The following is a 19,681-nucleotide window of genomic DNA, read 5'->3' as shown; positions in this document are numbered from 1 at the left end:
AGTAAGAGAGAAGCTATGCCAAAACGTACCGACATCAAATCCATTCTTATCATCGGCGCAGGTCCAATTGTCATCGGACAAGCCTGTGAATTTGACTATTCAGGCGCACAAGCCTGTAAAGCCTTACGTGAAGAAGGCTACCGCGTCATTCTGGTTAACTCAAATCCAGCCACCATCATGACTGACCCTGTCATGGCAGATGCCACCTACATCGAGCCCATCACCTGGCAAACGGTAGAGCGCATCATCGACAAAGAACGCCCCGATGCCATCTTACCCACCATGGGCGGACAAACCGCGCTCAACTGTGCGTTAGACTTGGACAAGCATGGCGTACTGGAAAAATATGGCTGTGAGCTGATTGGCGCGACCAAAGATGCCATCGAAAAAGCCGAAGACCGCAATTTATTTGATAAAGCGATGAAAAAAATCGGCTTAGAGTGCCCGCGCGCCGAAGTGGCCGAAACCATGGAACAAGCCTTCGCTATTCAAGCCAAAGTCGGCTTTCCCTGCATCATTCGCCCATCATTTACCATGGGTGGTTCGGGTGGTGGTATCGCTTACAACCGTGACGAATTTGTCGAAATTTGTGAGCGTGGTTTTGACTTATCACCCACTCATCAACTATTGATTGATGAAAGCTTAATCGGTTGGAAAGAGTACGAGATGGAAGTTGTCCGTGACAAAAAAGACAACTGTATCATCGTCTGTTCGATTGAAAACTTTGACCCTATGGGTGTGCATACAGGTGATTCTATCACTGTGGCGCCTGCTCAGACTTTGACGGATAAAGAATACCAAATCATGCGTAACGCGTCATTGGCGGTGCTGCGTGAGATTGGTGTGGAGACCGGTGGTTCAAACGTACAATTTGGTATTGACCCAAAAACAGGTCGTATGGTGGTCATCGAGATGAACCCACGTGTCAGCCGTTCATCCGCCTTGGCATCTAAAGCCACAGGGTTCCCGATTGCCAAAATCGCAGCAAAACTTGCGGTCGGTTACACCCTCGATGAACTCAGCAATGACATTACAGGCGGCTTGACCCCAGCCAGCTTTGAGCCTGCCATTGACTATGTGGTGACCAAAGTACCGCGCTTTAACTTTGAAAAATTCCCCCAAGCTGACAGCACTTTATCTACCCAAATGAAATCAGTGGGTGAAGTGATGGCGATTGGTCGTAACTTCCAAGAGTCGATGCAAAAAGCGTTACGCGGTCTTGAGATTGGCGTAAATGGTTTTGATGAGTATCTTGATTTCAATCAAGATGAGGATACCATTCGCAGTACCTTAAAAGTTAAATTAAAAACTCCTACACCTGACCGTATTTTCTACATTGCTGATGCCTTCCGTTTTGGCATGAGCGTAGATGAGGTGTTTGAGTTTACTCGCATTGACCCTTGGTTTTTAGTGCAAATTGAAGACATCGTCAAAACGGAAAAATTGGTGAAAGAAACTGGCTTTGGCGGTTTGACCAGCGACAACTTGCGTCAATTCAAACGTAAAGGGTTATCAGATTTACGCTTGGCAACGCTCCTTGGTATTTCACAAAAACAACTGCGTAAAAAACGTTGGGATTTGGGCGTGTATCCTGTGTACAAACGCGTGGATACCTGTGCCGCGGAGTTTTCGACTTCAACCGCTTATATGTATTCAAGCTATGATGACGAATGTGAAGCCAATCCAACCAACAACAAAAAAATCATGGTTATCGGTGGTGGTCCCAACCGCATTGGTCAAGGTATTGAATTTGACTATTGCTGTGTACATGCCGCCTTGGCAATGCGTGAAGATGGTTATGAGACCATCATGGTCAACTGTAACCCTGAAACAGTTTCAACTGACTATGACACCTCTGACCGTCTGTACTTTGAGCCTATTACCTTAGAAGATGTGCTTGAAATCGTGCGCATCGAAAAACCCGAAGGTGTGATTGTGCAGTACGGTGGACAAACGCCATTAAAATTAGCGCGCGCACTGGAAGCTGCAGGTGTGCATATCATCGGTACCAGCCCAGATGCGATTGACCGTGCAGAAGACCGTGAACGTTTCCAACACATGATTGAGCAATTAGGCTTTACTCAGCCGCCCAATGCCTTGGCGACCAGTACCGAAGACGGTATTGTCAAAGCGACGCAAGTGGGCTATCCCCTAGTTGTCCGTCCCTCTTACGTGTTGGGCGGTCGCGCGATGGAAATCGTTTATAACGAAAACGAACTGCGTCGTTATTTGCGTGAAGCCGTACAAGCGTCCAATGAAGCCCCTGTATTACTTGACCGCTTTTTAGATGATGCAATTGAAGTGGATGTGGATTGTATCTCTGACGGCACTAATGTGGTGATTGGCGGTATCATGCAGCATATCGAACAAGCGGGCGTGCATTCCGGCGATTCAGCGTGTTCAATCCCTCCGTATTCACTCAGCCAAGAGATTTGCGATGTGATGCGCGAACAAACCGTGGCGATGGCAAAAGAGCTGGGTGTGGTGGGCTTGATGAACGTGCAATACGCGGTCAAAGATGGTGTGGTTTATATTCTTGAAGTCAATCCGCGTGCCTCACGTACGGTGCCTTTCGTATCAAAATGCATCGGCACTTCACTTGCACAAGTCGCTGCGCGTTGTATGGCTGGCACAACGCTTGTGGAACAAAACTTTACCACTGAGGTGATTCCAACCTTTTTTGCGGTCAAAGAAGCGGTCTTCCCTTTTGCCAAATTCCCAGGCGTTGACCCTATTTTAAGCCCTGAGATGAAATCAACGGGTGAAGTCATGGGCGTGGGTCAGACCTTTGGTGAAGCTTACTACAAAGCCATCATCGGCAGTAATGATAGATTGCCCGGTTTGCCAGTGGAGAATGAAGTTAAAAAAGTGTTCTTATCAGTGCGTGAAAGCGACAAAGCCAACCTGGTACCAGTGGCAAAACAATTTGCCGACTATGGCTTTAAACTTGTGGCAACTTCAGGTACACAAAAAATCTTGACCGAAGCAGGTATCGCCTGTGAGCGCATCAACAAAGTCACCGAGGGTCGCCCACATATCGTCGATGCCATCAAAAACGGTGAGATTGCGATTGTGGTCAATACCACTGAAGGCAAACAAGCGCATGAAGACTCATTCTCGATTCGCCGCTCAGCCTTACAGCATAAAGTATTTAATGTGACCACCTTAAATGCCGCGGCAGCAGTTACCCAAGCGTATAAAGTGCAGCTACCATTTGATGTGTATAAGCTCCAAGCGCTACATACACAGACACAGGGATAACCACCGCTAGTCTAAAATACTGATAGCCAGTGCTATCAGTATTTTTTTATGGGTTAAGATAATCCTAAGGTTTGGGGTGTATACTAGGTTTGCCCTAAGTATAGCCATGTTTATCAATGTTTTGACCACCAACCACAATCAGGGTGTGAATGCCATGAGACAACCTTCTAAGACCTTTAACATCATACTGCTCGCTGCTGTATTAGCGCCAACCACAACGGTATATGCCAAAAGCGATAGCGAAAAAGCGGGCGATATATTGCATATTGCTATCCCGGTAGCAGGCTTAGGCATGGCACTTGCCAAACATGACCAAGAAGGCGTGTATCAATTAGGCAAAACCATGGCAACCAATTTGGCGGCTACCTATGCGCTCAAATACGCCACCAATGACACCGCATGGGGCGAACGTCCCAATGGCGAAGATTACTCATTTCCATCAGGGCATGCTAGTGATTCTTGCGCGGGCGCAACTTTCATCGGTCAACGCTATGGCTGGCGCTATGGCTCGATGGCAATGATTCCTGCCGCCTATGTGGGCTGGTCACGTGTGGATGCCGACAAGCACCATACCCGTGATGTGGTTGCTGGCTGCGCGCTGGGTGTCGTCAGTGGTTTGGTGATGACGCAACCGTTTGACAATGCCACTATTTTACCTTGGTATGAAAATAAAGCCGTGGGTGTTACCATCAGCTCAGCTTGGTAATGTCAGGCTCATGCAGTCAATTGAGTGAATGCTTTGCATCACAAGCCGTTATCAAGTAAAATACCGTGATTGTGGTGATTGACGCAGCACAGCAAATTTTTTACTAGAACCTTGTTAGGCAGTAGCCCTGTCTAGCATGGTTTTTTTCATCTATACAAAATAGATAGTGGTTAATCACGAGCGTTGATGACCATTTTTTGTGACTTGTTACTTTGGCAATCTTGCCGTTTGAATCCCTATTTGTGACAAAAGGAATCCCCTATGCAACGTTATCCAATGACGCCTCAAGGTCACGCGGCTTTAGAAGAAGAGCTCAAACAGCTCAAAACCGTTGACCGTCCACGTATTACCGCGGCGATTGCCGAAGCGCGCGAACATGGCGATTTAAAAGAAAATGCCGAGTACCATGCTGCCCGTGAGCAGCAAGGATTTTGTGAAGCCCGTATTCGCGATATTGAAGCCAAACTGGGCGGGGCTGAAGTCATTGATCCGCTCAAACTACCACAAGAAGGTCGCGTGGTGTTTGGCGTCACGGTAGTGATTGAAAATCTCGATACCGAAGAGCAAAAACGCTATAAAATTGTGGGTGATGACGAAGCAGATTTTAAAGCCAACAAAATCTCGATTAACTCGCCTATCGCGCGCGGTCTGATTGGCAAATCAGAAGGCGATGAAGCCAAAATCCAAACCCCAAGCGGTGAAGTCGAATACGAAATCGTAGAAGTCTTGTACCAATAACCGCTATTTAGCCGATAAAGCCAATCAAATGATTGGCTTTTTTATTGTGACAAATTATGGGTAATTGTCAAAAAATGGCGAAAAACACGTTGACAAAAATGTTACAATAATTCGATAGGTTGATTTTACAGATTATTTTTTGAGAATTGGATAGGAAAGCTTATGAGCATGAATGCGAACAACAGCGCAACTAACAACGCCACCATTTTACAATCTGTCCCCGTCGGACAAAAAGTCGGTATCGCGTTTTCTGGCGGACTTGACACCTCAGCTGCGCTACTTTGGATGAAGCAAAAAGGCGCGCTGCCATACGCTTATACCGCGAACTTAGGTCAACCTGACGAAGACGATTACAACGCCATTCCCAAAAAAGCCGACCAATATGGTGCGGTCAAAGCACGTTTGATTGATTGCCGTTTGCAATTAGCGCTTGAAGGTATTGCCGCAATTCAATGCGGTGCGTTTCATGTCAGCACCGGTGGTATGCCCTACTTTAACACCACGCCACTGGGTCGTGCGGTTACAGGCACCATGCTAGTCACTGCCATGAAAGAAGATGATGTCAACATTTGGGGCGATGGCTCAACTTATAAAGGCAATGATATTGAGCGTTTTTACCGTTACGGTTTACTCACCAACCCTGCCCTTAAAATCTATAAGCCGTGGCTTGACCAAACCTTCATTGATGAATTGGGCGGTCGTAGCGAGATGTCACAGTTCTTAATCGACAATGGCTTTGACTACAAAATGTCCAAAGAAAAAGCCTACTCAACCGACTCAAATATGCTCGGCGCGACGCATGAAGCCAAAGACTTGGAGTTTTTGGATGCCAGCATGCACATCGTTGAGCCGATTATGGGTGTGGCATTTTGGGATGACAATGTCAAAATCGACAAAGAAACAGTGACCGTACGCTTTGAACAAGGCATGCCTGTGGCAATCAATGATGAAACCTTTGATAGCCCAGTGGATTTGATTTTAAAAGCCAACGAAATCGGCGGTCGTCATGGTCTTGGGATGAGTGACCAAATTGAGAACCGTATCATCGAAGCCAAATCACGCGGTATCTATGAAGCCCCTGCCATGGCGCTGTTGCACATTGCCTATGAGCGTTTGGTCACTGGGATTCATAACGAAGACACCATCGAGCAGTACCGTATCAATGGTTTACGCCTAGGTCGCTTGTTGTACCAAGGTCGCTGGTTTGACTCACAAGCCTTGATGCTTCGTGAAACCGCCCAGCGCTGGGTCGCCAAAGCTATCACGGGTGAAGTCACCATCGAGCTACGCCGCGGTAATGACTATACCATCTTAAATACTAAATCTGACAACTTGACCTACCAACCAGAACGCCTATCGATGGAAAAAGTTGAAGATGCGGCGTTCACGCCAATGGACCGTATCGGTCAGCTCACCATGCGCAATCTAGATATTTCAGATACCCGGGCTAAATTGGCGTTATATAGCCAATCAGGTTTGTTATCCAATGCCCATGGCTCAGACGTACCGCAACTAGAGCAAAAATAATGCGGTAAATAAAAAAAGGGCAATCGATGCGATTGCCCTTTTTTGTGACTACCATTAATCATTGGTATGAAAGAGTAAGAACAGCTCAACGATATTTTTTTCTATGGCTTGTGCCATTTGACTCATGGTTTCTGGGTCTTTGAGTAGCTCTTGCATATCAGGTTGGTCTTCATCAATGCCACTAAACAAAATCATCGGTAACGTCAGCATTGCCACATCTTCTTCGCTGTCGTCATCATCAAACCAATCATCTTCTTCGTCATCGCTGGCATACATGGCATCAACAAAGCCCACCGACCATTCGCTGATTTCTGAGTTTTCAATATCGAGATAGTCAGTTTCTTCGACATCAAAAGGCAGCTCAATTTCACGCTCATCTTGCAGCATGGCTTGCAGCTCATCACGCCACTGTTCAATGGCTGCTAGCACCTCTGGCTTGACTTGTTTTTCATGCCCTTCAAAAAGATAGGTTTGCCAATTGTCTAAAGGTTTGCCGACAATAGAGGCGGTTAAAAAGCCGTGTGTAGCGATGCTCGATAGCCCAAATTCATTGTCATCACTGTCTAAAAAATCGATTAAATCATCAAAATCCATGGTGGTTATCCTAGTATTTTATCAAAAAAGCGGATTGAAAAAAGAAAGGTTAATACCGACTGTATTAACCTTTTGCTTGACTTACAACTCATCATCATCAAAATCGTCGTCATCGTCTAAGTCATCAAGATCGTCATCAAAGCTGTCTTTGAGTGAGCGCTCTAGACGCTTTTCTTCCAATAAATTGTCAATCAAACGACGTTTTTCAAGACTACTTGCCCGACTTCGACCCGATGCGTCGTCATCCACGAGTCGCGCGTCATCGTCATCATCAAAATTGTCATCTTCAAAGCTATCATCAATATCTGGATCAGCCATTTATTGCTCCTTTCGCTGGTCGATTCGATAAATTTGCAATTTCATAAAGCCTTATAATGGGTTTTGTCGGTCAAGTCAAGTGGCGAAAGAAAAAATAGCCATGATTCTTTTATTTTTCTGTGGCTGTCAAAATATCATCGCGTTTGGCAATGAGTTCGGTCATCAAGGTTTCTGATAAACCGTTGTACCAAACCATTTCACGCTCTGTGATAGTGGTCGGATGTTGCAAGTTTTTAAACTGCACTTTACCATCTAACGTTTTAAGTAAATCGAGTGGATACAGGAGTAATAAACCATCTTCTTTGGCGTGGTTTGCCATTAGTTTTTGTACGTCATCGAATTGATGACTGATACTGGTACCGATGGTTAATGGCAAGGCAAAACGCGATAGCTCACGGTGTTTTTCGTATACCACTTGGTTGAGGATAATCAACAATTTTGACAACAGCACCGCTGCCAGTGGCAATTGCTCGGCTTTACCTGCTAGATGAATGACCGCGCCGTTGGCATTAAAATGCGAGTTGTCTTTGATATACACGTCTTTGATATAGCGATTTAACACATTGTTTGACGAATTAAACAAGCTGTTTGATGCGCGCATCAATAGCTGATTACACAATTGAAAATACGGTTTTGCAACTTCAGGTGCCACCCGTTTTAGCAGATGATACTGGTCGTAAAAATGAATTTGTAATTCAATTTCAGGCTGTTTTTGGCTGTCTACTGTATTTTCTTGAGCCAGATTGTCAGTCGCCTCAGTCGCTGTGGGCTGGGCTTGGGGAATGTCTTTAGCAGATTTTGATTTTTCTCGATTTAAAAAATCATTGATGGTTTTGCCAGTGGCGGCAGGTTGCGCGGTGGCGCTGCTATCCCCTGCTTTATTGTACAAGGTGTCTTCGTCTAACTGCAATTCACCACCCGCTGTCAATGCAGGGTTGGTGGGCGCTAAGCTGCCACGGGCAAGCGCGATATGCTGCTGGACTTTTTCACCCAATTGCGCAAGCTGTTCCTGCGTTGGGCGCGCCATATAGCCATAAATCAACCATAAAAACCCATGCAAAATTGCTGACCCTAATACAAACAACCATTGACTACTGACAATCTCGCCTTTGGAGACCGCTTTCATGGTGATGATGGCGTGACCGAGGACTTGGTTGTTTTGGATAATCGGTTTGTCAATCACCTGCCCTACTTCGTTTTGTGCTTGTCCGGTTTGCACCAGCGGCTGATTGTTTTGGTCACTGATGACAAGCTTGGCGACTTCCTGATCAACTTGGTAGCGGTTTGCCAAGACGCTCAGGCTAATTCTATCTTGGCTGGTGATGCCCACCATGGCTTCTTTGGCTAACTGTTCAACAATTTTTTCACCCTTTTGGGTACGCTGCTCGTATTGGGATTTTTCACTACTAAAAGTAAGCATCAAAAAATGTAAACAAAAACTAATAAGTAGCACAATAGCGAATTTGCCTTGACGGGGGGCTAGATGATTCATGGGTAGATTAAACTTTCTTTAGGAGCGATTAAATGCTACATTATCATGTTTATTTTTTTGGCATACAAGGGGTAAACTACCATGACGACAAATTTTTTGTATCAACTTAATCAGCATTTTCCCCATAGTTACGCGATTACCCTAAGCGCCGCCAAGTTTGAATTGGGGCTATTGAGCCAAATTAGCCAAACCCTTGCAAGCCTTCATCCTGCCATTCGCCTCTTACATCAAGACACCTTAGTCAATGAGCTTGATTGGCAAGCCAATGACACACGCGCCCAAGCTGAGCAAACCAGCCCTGTGACAACGATTCGCTGGATTGTGACGCTAGAATCAGATACTGATATCAGCGACTTACCGCAACGGATCAAACAAATCGCCGCCAACAACCTCTATCATGTAGATGTCAATGTCATGCCCCTTGCGACATTGGTGCGCCCGCATAAACTGGCGTTGTTTGATATGGATTCGACCTTGATTGAGCAAGAAGTGATTGTGGAATTGGCAAAAAAAGCCGGGATTGGTGAGCAAGTCGATACGATCACCGAATCTGCCATGCGCGGGGAAATTGATTTTGCTGAAAGCTTTACTCGCCGTGTGGCTTTGCTTAAAGGGTTATCAAGTGAGGTGCTCGAAGATATTATTGCCAATCACATTACCTTTAGCCCAGGGGCAAAACGCTTGATTAGCGCACTGAAAAATCATGGTTACTATGTGGTATTGGTCTCAGGCGGCTTTAACTATTTTGCCGAATACGTGAAAAACAGCTTAGGGATGGATGAGAGTTATGCCAATGACCTAGATATCGTCGATAATTTAGTGACAGGTGAAATCACCTCAGCGATTGTAGATGGCAAGCGTAAAGCCGAAATTCTGCAAGCCGTAGCACAGCGTTTAAGCATTAAGCTGTCAGAGACTGTTGCTGTCGGCGATGGCGCTAATGACTTGCCAATGCTAGGGCTAGCTGATATCGGTATTGCCTATCGCGCCAAACCGATTGTGCGTGACCAAGCAGATTATGCGGTAACCGTCGCAGGACTCGATGGGGTGATGACTGTCTTGGGATTGAGCGATTGATAGACCCAGTCAAACAACACCCATGACTAGGCGTCATAAAATTAACTCAAGTAAGTGAGTCTTTGCGATCACTTATTTTGATAACCTTACTTGTGGATAATTTTTATCGCTAAAAACCTAAATTTAAGCCCAAAAACACAAAACTGGAGCAAGCCCCAGTTTTAGATGTTTATCTATTTCACATGCCATCCAAATTTAATTGGACTTAATTAGATTCGCTGTAGCGATTAGCTAGCTTGATGAATGCGTCCGATTTATCGACCTGACTCATCAACCAAAGACACGCCAATACGTTGGGCAACTTCTTCATAACCTTCGACCACATCACCTAGGCTTTGACGGAAACGGTCTTTATCCAGTTTTTTCTTGGTTTGTTTGTCCCAGACGCGGCAACCATCTGGCGAGAACTCATCGCCCAGTACGATACGGTCTTTGAATACCCCAAATTCTAGTTTAAAATCCACCAACATCAAACCCCCGTCATCAAACATTTTTGATAACACGTCATTGACTTTAAAGGTTAAGGCTTTCATTTCATCCAGTTGTGCTTGCGTTGCCCAGCCGAGTGATACCGCTAACGAATCATTCACCATGGGGTCGCCCAGACCGTCATCTTTATAGAACAATTCAAAGGTAGGTGGCGTCAACGCTTGACCTTCTTGTAAGCCTAAGCGACGTACTAGGCTGCCTGCCGCATAATTACGTACCACACACTCGACGGGAATCATTGTTAGGCGTTTGACTAGCACTTCTTCATCCGATAATTGCTGTTCAAAATGGGTTTCGATGCCGGCTTCGCTGAGTTTTTGCATGATAAAGGCATTAAAGCGGTTATTGACTTTGCCTTTACGCGCTAACTGTTCGATACGCTCGCCGTTGAATGCAGAGGTATCATCACGAAATTCTAAAATCAGGTAATCTGGATTGTCAGTTTCGAAGACGGATTTTGCTTTGCCTTTATAAAGTAAATCGAGTTTTTGCATGGTAATTCCCAAATGGCTGTTTAAGATTGGCTAAGGTTGGCTTAGGGTAGCTAATTTATGACAGTTGCATTGATTGGCTGATACGCGGTTAGCAACACAAGCTGCCAACTATCATGAATGCTGTCAGCCACTCTTTATTTTACGGTACTAATCGGACGCGGTAGCTCAAAACGCTTACTGCCTTCTTTTGTGATTTTTAACGTATTTTCGCCTGATTGCGGCACGGCATAAACTGGCGTAAAAGGCAGCGTTTGTGCATCTGCCGGTAATTGGATGGGTTCAAGTTTTTTGGTTTTGGTATAGTCCAAAGAATTGTCGCCAACTTTACGTTTAAAAGTAGTACAGCCTGTCATAGCAATGCTAGCAGAGGCAATGATAGCTAGGGCTAGTTGGGCGTTGAATCGATTGTGGTTGGCGCTGCGTGTTTTTTTCATAGTAAACCTGCTTTGGCAAGTGCTTCATCCATCACTTGTTGGTGTTCTGGGGTAAGCCAAGTTAATGGTAAACGGATACCTTGCTCAATATGACCCATTTTGTGTAAGGCATATTTTGCAGGAATTGGACTTGACTCGATAAATAAATCTTGGTGTAAATGGGCTATCTTTTGGTTTAATGCTTCGGCTTGTTCAAACTCACCTTTGAGTGCCAAGCCAAAAATTTGGCTCATGATTTTTGGCGCGACATTGGCGGTCACTGAAATATTGCCTTTTGCCCCATGACGCATCAGCGCAAGCGCGCTTTCATCATCTCCTGAAAATACGCTCATACGACCTTTTACTGCTTCAATCAGTTTGGCACCACGCGCCACGTCACCTGTCGCATCTTTAATTGCGATGATATTGTCGATGTCCGCTAAGCGCTCGACAGTGGCTTGCTGCATATCAACAACAGTGCGCCCGGGTACGTTGTACAGCACTTGGGGAATGTCCACGGCTTCAGCAATGGCTTTATAGTGTAAGTATAGCCCTTCTTGGGTCGGTTTATTGTAGTAAGGGACAACCAACAGCACGGCATCAGCGCCCGCTTGTTTGGCGTGCTGGGTCAGCTCAATGGCTTCAACTGTATTATTAGCGCCTGTACCCGCGATGACGGGGATACGACCACCCACTTGCTTCATGGTAAATTCAATGACGTCCACATGCTCTTGCATCGATAAGGTTGCGGATTCACCCGTCGTACCAACCGATACCAGTACGTCCGTACCTTGCTCGATTTGCCAATCAATGAGATTTGCCAATGATTGCCAATCGACGTCACCATTGCTATGCATAGGTGTAATAAGCGCGACCATAGAGCCTTGTAGTTTATCTAAAATGGGGGTCATAACAATACCTTGGACAAAACCTTAAGTAGAATATGTAACAGCTGCGACAATTTTTTGAAAATTTTTGTCTAGTGTAGCATACATTTGGGGCGAAGTTTAAGCGCTTTGATAGCAAACGCAAGTTTCTCCGCCGCTGTAGCAAATCAAGTTATAGACCCCATTCAACCAGATAATAAGGCAGCAACTGGTTTATAGTCGCTGGCTTACCGTGGCAAATGGTAGGGGTTAAGTATCAGCCGTTTGAACTTGGATGGTTAGCACATCAATGGTAGGGGGACAATTAAAACGAAACGGCAGCCCTGTCATGCCAATCCCAGTATTCACCCATACTTGGTAGCGTTTGCTGGGTTTTTCATCCTCATTGAATACTTTGGGATGATTGTCGGATTGTTTGGCTGCATCGGGTCTGCGTAACCCTGCCGCCAGTTTATTACCTGTCAATGCTCTCACCATCAGCGGTGTCAGTATAGGTATATTGACCTGCCCACCATGGGTTTGCCCCGCAATCACCAAAGTATCGTTGTTGGCGTCACTTAACGTTCGCGGATTGGCTTCTAACTGCTTGATATCATGGGTGGCAATCACTAATGGCTGCCCCGCGCCGCGCTGCTGTTCAATCACGCGCGGTAAATCCATTGTACTGCCATTATGAATGCCTATGATTTTTATCCCGGCAATGCGCAAGCCTTGCTCAGGCAATAATTGAATACCGAAGGTTGGCAAAATATTCATTAACTGCATATTGCTAGCAGGTTCGCTATTTTGTGCATCATCGACAACCTGCTGGGTATCGGCATCGCTAAGGACGGTATAGCAAGGCTTGTTCAGCGTTTTAAATGGGCTTAGATGGGCATCCAAAGTTGTCGCTTGATATAACCAATCACCCAAAATCAGCACCGCATCAACATCTAAGCGATTAAGGCATTTTACCAAACGCGCTAACTGATGGGGGTTAGAAAATATACCAATGTGGATATCACTCAGCACCGCAATTTTTGCAGCTTGTCGTTTGATAGATTGTGATAATGGCGCAGCCAGTGAAATATCGGTCGCAGGTCGATAGGTCGCAGATGCAGTCAAATTAATTGAAAAACGCGAAACGCGCAGCCGATTGGGCTCAACCCAGCTCATATAGATATACAACAAGGATAACGCGATAAGCAGCCAGTAAATGATTTGGTTGTCATACAGCAGTTGCACGTTTGCCCACAGCAACAGCCAAACAAACCAATAGCGCGCGTAGAAACTGACCAGTTGTAATAGAATCTGCAGATTATCTGTTCGCGCTTTGAGTTGCACGGTTTTTAGGCACGACCATAGGATTACCAAGACGGCAATGAGCGCGCCAAGATGACCTAGCCAACTGCCAATCATGCTACCACCCATATAAAGCATTACCTAAATTTACTGAATAATCAATAATTTGCATGACAAATACGTATAAAAAAAAGCGCCCATTATAAATGGCAATCATGAATATGACAATTTAAACTGTCATCATATCGCAAAAAATGAATGAACAGCTAGGCGAGTTTTTTGTATTTAACTCATCCAAAAATACCTAACTTTGCATTTTGACCCTGTTTATCTGGTAGCGACGGCAAAACAAAGACGAGCGCTTTTTCTCCATCGCACCCTGTTTAGCCTTAACCATTGGCTGTTTGGATGGGCTTGCTACTTAAACAACCCATAGAAAAAATCCGCCATCATTTATAAAAGCTGATATGATAGTTTTATTTTCACATAGCTTTTTAAACCTAGCCTTTTAACCATAGCTTTTAAAATAGCCTTTTAAACACAGCCTTTTAAATGTAGCACGCTGACCCAATTTGCTCAGCGCTGGCTTAGATTTTTTTGGCTCTTTAACTCATTAATTTGAAGGACGTCAGCGTTATGACAGCAAGCGTTAATGTGTCAAACTCCCCTATCAAAGAAACTCTCCAGCCGCAAGCACAGGCTAACCATCGCCACGCATTTGATGTGGTGATTGTCGGCAGTGGCGGCGCAGGTTTATCGTTAGCTTTATCCTTGCCAAGCCATCTATCGATTGCTGTTTTGGCAAAAGACAAGCTCACTGAAGCCAGCACTTTTTATGCCCAAGGCGGCGTGGCAGCGGTACTATCGGATGATGATTCGGTTGATGAGCATGTCGATGATACCTTGATTGCAGGGGCAGGTCTTTGTCATGAAAATGCGGTACGTTTTACAGTGGAGCATAGCCGAGAAGCGGTGGAGTTTTTGCTCAAACAGGGTGTCAAATTTACCTTGGATGAAAACGAAACCTTGCACCTGACCCGTGAAGGCGGTCATAGCAAACGTCGTATCATCCATGCGGCAGATGCCACTGGGGTGGCTATTTCTACCTCGTTAGCCAAACGTGTCAAACAATGCCCGAATGTCAAACTGTTTGAGTATGTCGCTGCCATTGATGTCATCACCACCCATAAACTTAGTAAACACAACTACAGTCCGATTAGCGAGCCTAATCGTGCCGTGGGACTGTACGCCCTTGATTTGAACACCAATCAAGTTATCACCTTTACCGCGCCCTTTATCGCCTTAGCATGCGGCGGGGCATCAAAAGCGTATTTGTATACATCTAACCCAGATATTGCCACGGGCGATGGTATCGCGATGGCATGGCGCGCAGGTTGCCGCGTTGCGAATTTGGAATTTAATCAGTTCCATCCTACTTGTCTATATCATCCAGAAGCGCGCTCGTTTTTAATCACCGAAGCCATGCGCGGTGAAGGTGCCTACCTGCGCCTGCCAGCAACCAAAGAACACCCAGAAGGTGAGCGCTTTATGCTTCGTTTCGATGAACGGGGTGAGCTGGCGCCGCGTGATATCGTGGCTCGCGCCATCGACTTTGAGATGAAGCGTTTGGGAATACGTCATGTTTGGTTAGATATTACGCATCAAGAACCAGCCTTTATTAAAGGTCATTTCCCTATGTTATATGAGCGGCTACTAGAGCTGGGCATTGACATGACCCAAGATAAAATCCCCGTGGTACCCGCCGCTCACTACACCTGTGGTGGGGTGATGGTCAATGAAAACGCCCAAACCGATGTGTTCAATCTATATGCCATGGGCGAAACGTCATTTACGGGTCTGCATGGCGCCAATCGCATGGCGAGTAACTCGCTGTTAGAATGTTTTGTGTATGGGATGAGTGCAGCGCGCCATATTGCCGCTGCATTTACAGAAAATCGCGTTCCCCCCATTCCTACTATCCCTGATTGGGACAGCCAAGATGTGACCGACCCTGACGAAGAAGTCATCGTGCTGCAAAACTGGGATGAGCTGCGCCAAAGCATGTGGCACTACGTTGGTATTGTGCGCTCAGACAAACGCCTGCATCGCGCACTCAACCGCATTTTGTTGTTAAAACAAGAAGTAAATGATTACTACGCCAACTTTGTGGTCAGCAAAAATCTGATTGAATTGCGTAATTTGCTGCTAGTCTCTGAGCTCATTGTGCGCTCGGCGCTACGTCGCCACGAATCGCGCGGACTGCATTACAACAAAGACTTTCCGCAAACTTTGCCAGTCGCGGCAGACGTGATTTTAACCCCATCTATGCCATAGTTTGGGTTAAATAAAAAAGGGAATGTTTATCATCCCCTTTTTTCAAAATAATTGTAAAAGCTTTATAACACTAAATAACGACATTAAATACCCAGCTGCGTTAGCACTTTTGCCAACACTTCATCAGGTGTACCCTGCGCATCAATGCGTTTGACGCGCTGCGGTTCTTGCTGTGCTTGATAAGCAAACCCTTGATGCACCCGCTCAAAAAACGCTAGCTGATTTTGCTCAAAGCGGTCTAGTTTGCCGCGATTTTTGGCACGGCTCATCCCTTCTGTCACCGGTAAATCTAGCCAAATGGTCATATCTGGCATTTTTGCCACAAAATGCCTAATCAGTAATTCAATTTTGCTAAGTTCTGCCCTATCGCCCTGTTTGCGCCCAAACCCTTGATAGGCAATGGTGGAATCGGTAAAGCGGTCGCACAGCACCCATTGACCCTGAGCGAGCGCTGGCAAAATCACTTGCGCCACATGATCGGCACGTGCCGCAAACATCAATAGCAGTTCACTGTCCTCTGTCATAGTCGTTGCAGGGTCAAGTAACATGGCGCGTAACTGCTCAGCAAACGGACTGCCGCCCGGTTCACGGGTCTGGATAAAATCGATGCCTTGCGCGGTCAAATACGCTGCCAGATTGGCAATCAAGGTGGACTTACCAACCCCTTCGGTACCTTCAAATGAGATAAATTTTTGGCTAATGGGGGCTTTCGCAGCTGTTTGCATGGGTATCGTTTTTTACTGACCTAATTGGCTGTTTTGGCTGGCGCGTTTTTCACGCATCACCCGCAGATAATCTTGCACCGCTTGGTTATGGTCTTCTAAATTACTGGTAAATTTATGACCGCCATTGCCCGTTGCCACAAAATATAGCGAATCGGTTTGATTTGGGTGGAGTGCCGCTTTAATGGATGCAATACTTGGCAAGGCAATCGGTGTCGGTGGTAAGCCGTCAATCTGATAGGTGTTGTAAGCGGTTTTTTCTTCAAGGTCAGATTTGCGAATATTGCCATCGTAACGATCGCCCATGCCATAAATCACGGTGGGGTCGGTTTGTAGGCGCATATTATTCTTCAGACGATTGACGAACACGCCTGCCACTTCACCCCGCTCACTTTCGACACTGGTTTCTTTTTCAATAATCGATGCCATAATCAGCGCTTCATATGGTGTCTTGTACGGGAGATTGGCTTGGCGATTGTTCCAGTTTTCCATCAATGCTGTGTGTTGACGGGTAAATAAATCCGTTAGCACTTTTTTATCGCTGCTGCCTTCATTAAAATAATAGGTGTCCGGTGAAAACCAACCTTCAAGGTTGCCATTTGGGTGATAGTCAGCAGGGATATTGAGCCCAAGTTTGTCAACGTCAACTTTGCTACCATGGATAACTTCGTTTTTAATCCCTTTATTGTCCATCAAATGTTGATACAACTCTTTAGCTGTTTTGCCTTCAATGATTTGCACTTTAATAAAAGCGACTTTCTCACCTTGTTGTAGCATGGCTAAATAATTGGCAAAACTTGGATTTTCAGGCAGTTGATAGACCCCTGAATGAAGCGGTTTATCCACCGTCATTTTGATATATAGTTTGGCAAGTGGCGCGACGAACAGCTTTTTCTTTTTATCCCAGTCGTCTACCAGCGCATAGTAGGTTTGACCTTTATTGATAGTCACCATCTGCTTTGGTTGGGTGATAGTGCCATATAAGGTGTTATACCACGCAAATAACAACCAGCCTAGCACCAATACAATAAACCCCACTAGCCCCAGTAGACGGTATTTATTTTTTTTGTTTCTACCGGTGATGTTGTCATTGAATTCTCGCGTTGAACGATTAATCAGACAAGCATCGTTAATATTGACGTTTTTGCTATGAGGGTCTTCGTCATCCTTATCCTTGATATCCTTATCTTTGCTATGATTGTCCTGCAATTGAGAATCTGGAATATCCACTGCGTGAGGTGCGTCACTGTGCTGAGTAGGATGATGCTCAGAACCTTCTGAGTTATTAGACATATTATTATTAGATTGGTCGTTCATAGAGAAAGCTTATATTGACTCAATTAGCGAGAATTTAACAATTAATGACAAAAATAGCAATTTTTTTTGGTTACCAGCAACACGATTTAAGTTAATTTTTGCGTATAGATTGGGGCCAAATCAAGCGCTGTTGACTGCCCATTGGGTAGCATCAATGCTTGAATGGGCAAAATTCCGCGTACCGCATTGCAAAAGAACAAGCTTGTGATATTGGCTAACTCCTCGCTGGTTAAATATCGCTCTTCATGCGCCCTATTGTACTTGGCAAACTTAGCCAATAACACCTGCCGCATCACCCCTTTTACCCCTGAGCGGTTGATGGGCGGTGTGTACCACACGTTTTCATAATTAAGCTGATAAAACACATTGCAAAAGGTACCTTCTACCCAATGCCCCATCACATCTTGTACCAGCCCATCAATCATTTGCGCATGTTGGGTTTGGTGCTGCCACAGCTCGTGACTTGCCATCACTTTATCTTGAGCGTTTAGTAGCTTAAGTCCTACCAAGGGTTTGGGTAGACACGCAATTTGCTGCGTAAGACAAATCGCGGTAGCGGCAGGTTGGATGATGACTTGATTGGCTTGCTGTGCTAATGGCTTATCGGTGGGCATAAGCTTAATAAAAGCGTCAAATTCAGAGTTACAAAATCCATAGCCTTTGATAGGTTGGTTTTTTCGGCAGACTATCAGCTTGAGCATACCGTGATTGAGGGTTTTAGCAAAATTGGCTAACTGACTATTAAAGTATGCGCGAATAGTATGATTGGGGGATTCTAAATTGGCTGCGTCTAAATTGGCTGCGTCTAAGTCCGCGTTGGTTAAATTGAGTTGTAACGCATGGACACTCTCTTTGATTCTATCTAAATGGTAATTTAGCCAATTGATTTGTCCTGCCACCACCGCCATGGTGGTAAAAAACCCATCGCCATACGCTATCACCCGTGAGTCAATATCGATAGCGGTGATTGGCGTTTGCTTGGCATACTGAGCATCAGATAATGAATACCACATGGTTATTTGGCTACTTGATTAAATTAATAGTTGACTGTATGACAGTGAAAGCCGCATCAATTAGCCGCTTTTTTTAGCGGTTTTGGGGGTGACAGTGGGTTTTCTGACCACCAAATCACAATGATAATTGTCACAGCGTGCTAATTCTACCAAAATTCCGTGGTAGCTCGCATTTTTAATCGGCTGTCCTTGCACCATATGGGCAACAATGTCTGAGCCATCTTGCCCAAACCAATTTTGGGTCAGATGAAACGCTGTTTTGGCATGCTGGATACTGATGTTTTTAACGCTGGCATTGTCATAGGCACTGGCATAATACCACTGTACCTCGATATACATAGGCGAATCAAGTAAATCAAAATACGGCTCACCGATTTTGGCAAAACTATATTTGCTCGCCACATTGCTTCGGTAGTCCAAACTTTGCGTATCAATGGTAATGGGTTGACCTAATAATAACGTCATGGCTTCGGTATCGTGGATACTGACTTTGTTTGCCAACGTTTGTTGCTGCCATTCATTGATGGGATAGACCACAGGTGTTGGCTGCGAGGTAGGGTTGATAGACGGATTGGCGGCTGTGGTCGATGCGGTAGTGCTAGCGGTCACACTGGCATTGCGTTGTGAGGCGATTTGCTTGACCTTATCACAGCCAGTTAAGGTGAGTGTTAGAATAACGCACCCCCCGCCAAGATTTTTTAGCCAAGTGGGTTTATTTTGGGTAACGCTTTTTTGGGCAGCGCATTTTTTGGTAGCGCCTTTTTGGGTAGCGCTTATCGGATGTTCTGAGCGGTTTTGACGCGGTAAAAAAAGCGGTTTGCGGGCAATTAGCTTCATTGTGTTGTATAACGGGTTGGTGTGAATAGCGCATTGTAACAAGGCATTGATAGCGGTTAACAGTACGCTTTTGTTGTTATTTTTAGCCGAATCGATGAATTGCTACGCTTTACATCCACCCAATCATAACCTAGCCAATCAAAACCTAGCCAATCAAAACCCAGCATTGATGTCGCAGCCA

Annotated in this window: 17 protein-coding genes; 6 read left to right on the top strand and 11 right to left on the bottom strand. The window is 45.3% G+C overall.

What is annotated here, in order from left to right; translation table 11 throughout:
* Positions 1-15 precede the first annotated feature (15 nt).
* The 4 genes from carB (at position 16) to argG (ending at position 6,232) form a co-directional block, all read left to right on the top strand.
* Positions 16-3,261, top strand: a complete 3,246-nt coding sequence (gene carB, locus RTN07_RS10080; protein ID WP_312177812.1) for a carbamoyl-phosphate synthase large subunit — start codon at positions 16-18, stop codon at positions 3,259-3,261.
* Positions 3,262-3,415: 154 nt separating this feature from the next.
* Complete coding sequence (locus tag RTN07_RS10075; RefSeq protein ID WP_040403597.1) at positions 3,416-3,967, top strand: phosphatase PAP2 family protein; 552 nt, start codon at positions 3,416-3,418, stop codon at positions 3,965-3,967.
* Positions 3,968-4,228: 261 nt separating this feature from the next.
* Positions 4,229-4,705, top strand: a complete 477-nt coding sequence (gene greA / locus RTN07_RS10070; protein WP_007116148.1) for a transcription elongation factor GreA — start codon at positions 4,229-4,231, stop codon at positions 4,703-4,705.
* 168 nt (positions 4,706-4,873) lie between these two features.
* The gene (argG, locus tag RTN07_RS10065; protein ID WP_312177828.1) at positions 4,874-6,232 is read left to right on the top strand and encodes an argininosuccinate synthase; all 1,359 of its coding nucleotides are present in this window, start codon (positions 4,874-4,876) and stop codon (positions 6,230-6,232) included.
* A gap of 54 nt (positions 6,233-6,286) precedes the next feature.
* Here the strand turns inward: argG and RTN07_RS10060 are convergent, their stop codons facing one another.
* The 3 genes from RTN07_RS10060 to RTN07_RS10050 form a co-directional block, all read right to left on the bottom strand.
* The gene (locus RTN07_RS10060; RefSeq protein WP_007116150.1) at positions 6,287-6,826 is read right to left on the bottom strand and encodes a UPF0149 family protein; all 540 of its coding nucleotides are present in this window, start codon (positions 6,824-6,826) and stop codon (positions 6,287-6,289) included.
* An 81-nt stretch (positions 6,827-6,907) separates the two neighbouring features.
* Positions 6,908-7,144 (bottom strand): PA3496 family putative envelope integrity protein, encoded by a 237-nt coding sequence (locus tag RTN07_RS10055; RefSeq protein WP_007116151.1) that lies wholly within the window; start codon positions 7,142-7,144, stop codon positions 6,908-6,910.
* A 109-nt stretch (positions 7,145-7,253) separates the two neighbouring features.
* Positions 7,254-8,636: a hypothetical protein gene (locus RTN07_RS10050; RefSeq protein WP_007116152.1), complete on the bottom strand. Its 1,383-nt coding sequence runs from the start codon at positions 8,634-8,636 to the stop codon at positions 7,254-7,256.
* An 81-nt stretch (positions 8,637-8,717) separates the two neighbouring features.
* On the opposite strand from RTN07_RS10050, the gene serB reads away from it, so the two are divergent.
* On the top strand, positions 8,718-9,713 hold the full coding sequence (gene serB, locus RTN07_RS10045) for a phosphoserine phosphatase SerB (protein ID WP_312177810.1): 996 nt from the start codon (positions 8,718-8,720) through the stop codon (positions 9,711-9,713).
* A 254-nt stretch (positions 9,714-9,967) separates the two neighbouring features.
* On the opposite strand, the gene purC is transcribed toward serB, so the two are convergent.
* The 4 genes from purC to RTN07_RS10025 form a co-directional block, all read right to left on the bottom strand.
* Positions 9,968-10,696 (bottom strand): phosphoribosylaminoimidazolesuccinocarboxamide synthase, encoded by a 729-nt coding sequence (gene purC / locus RTN07_RS10040; RefSeq protein WP_050325481.1) that lies wholly within the window; start codon positions 10,694-10,696, stop codon positions 9,968-9,970.
* A gap of 134 nt (positions 10,697-10,830) precedes the next feature.
* Entirely contained in the window at positions 10,831-11,130 is a 300-nt protein-coding gene (locus tag RTN07_RS10035; RefSeq protein WP_051499973.1) for a hypothetical protein, read from the bottom strand.
* Complete coding sequence (gene dapA / locus RTN07_RS10030) at positions 11,127-12,020, bottom strand: 4-hydroxy-tetrahydrodipicolinate synthase (protein WP_312177808.1); 894 nt, start codon at positions 12,018-12,020, stop codon at positions 11,127-11,129. The genes RTN07_RS10035 and dapA overlap by 4 nt, the downstream gene beginning before the upstream one ends.
* Before the next feature lie 225 nt (positions 12,021-12,245).
* On the bottom strand, positions 12,246-13,406 hold the full coding sequence (locus RTN07_RS10025) for a metallophosphoesterase (protein WP_312177807.1): 1,161 nt from the start codon (positions 13,404-13,406) through the stop codon (positions 12,246-12,248).
* 507 nt (positions 13,407-13,913) lie between these two features.
* Here RTN07_RS10025 and nadB point away from each other — a divergent pair.
* Positions 13,914-15,611, top strand: coding sequence for an L-aspartate oxidase (gene nadB, locus RTN07_RS10020; RefSeq protein ID WP_312177806.1), 1,698 nt, complete (start codon positions 13,914-13,916; stop codon positions 15,609-15,611).
* Between the two features lie 83 nt (positions 15,612-15,694).
* On the opposite strand, the gene tmk is transcribed toward nadB, so the two are convergent.
* The 4 genes from tmk to RTN07_RS10000 all read right to left on the bottom strand — a co-directional run bounded on the left by tmk (position 15,695) and on the right by RTN07_RS10000 (position 19,500).
* Complete coding sequence (gene tmk, locus RTN07_RS10015) at positions 15,695-16,336, bottom strand: dTMP kinase (protein ID WP_203171440.1); 642 nt, start codon at positions 16,334-16,336, stop codon at positions 15,695-15,697.
* A gap of 12 nt (positions 16,337-16,348) precedes the next feature.
* Positions 16,349-17,650: an endolytic transglycosylase MltG gene (mltG, locus tag RTN07_RS10010; RefSeq protein WP_312177804.1), complete on the bottom strand. Its 1,302-nt coding sequence runs from the start codon at positions 17,648-17,650 to the stop codon at positions 16,349-16,351.
* Between the two features lie 86 nt (positions 17,651-17,736).
* Positions 17,737-18,663, bottom strand: a complete 927-nt coding sequence (locus RTN07_RS10005) for an aminotransferase class IV (protein ID WP_312177802.1) — start codon at positions 18,661-18,663, stop codon at positions 17,737-17,739.
* 60 nt (positions 18,664-18,723) lie between these two features.
* On the bottom strand, positions 18,724-19,500 hold the full coding sequence (locus RTN07_RS10000; protein ID WP_312177800.1) for a hypothetical protein: 777 nt from the start codon (positions 19,498-19,500) through the stop codon (positions 18,724-18,726).
* Between the last annotated feature and the right edge of the window lie 181 nt (positions 19,501-19,681).

This window comes from Moraxella sp. CTOTU46934, from assembly GCF_031979465.1.
Classification (GTDB): domain Bacteria; phylum Pseudomonadota; class Gammaproteobacteria; order Pseudomonadales; family Moraxellaceae; genus Faucicola; species Faucicola tetraodonis.
This window is presented reverse-complemented; position numbering and strand designations above follow the sequence as displayed.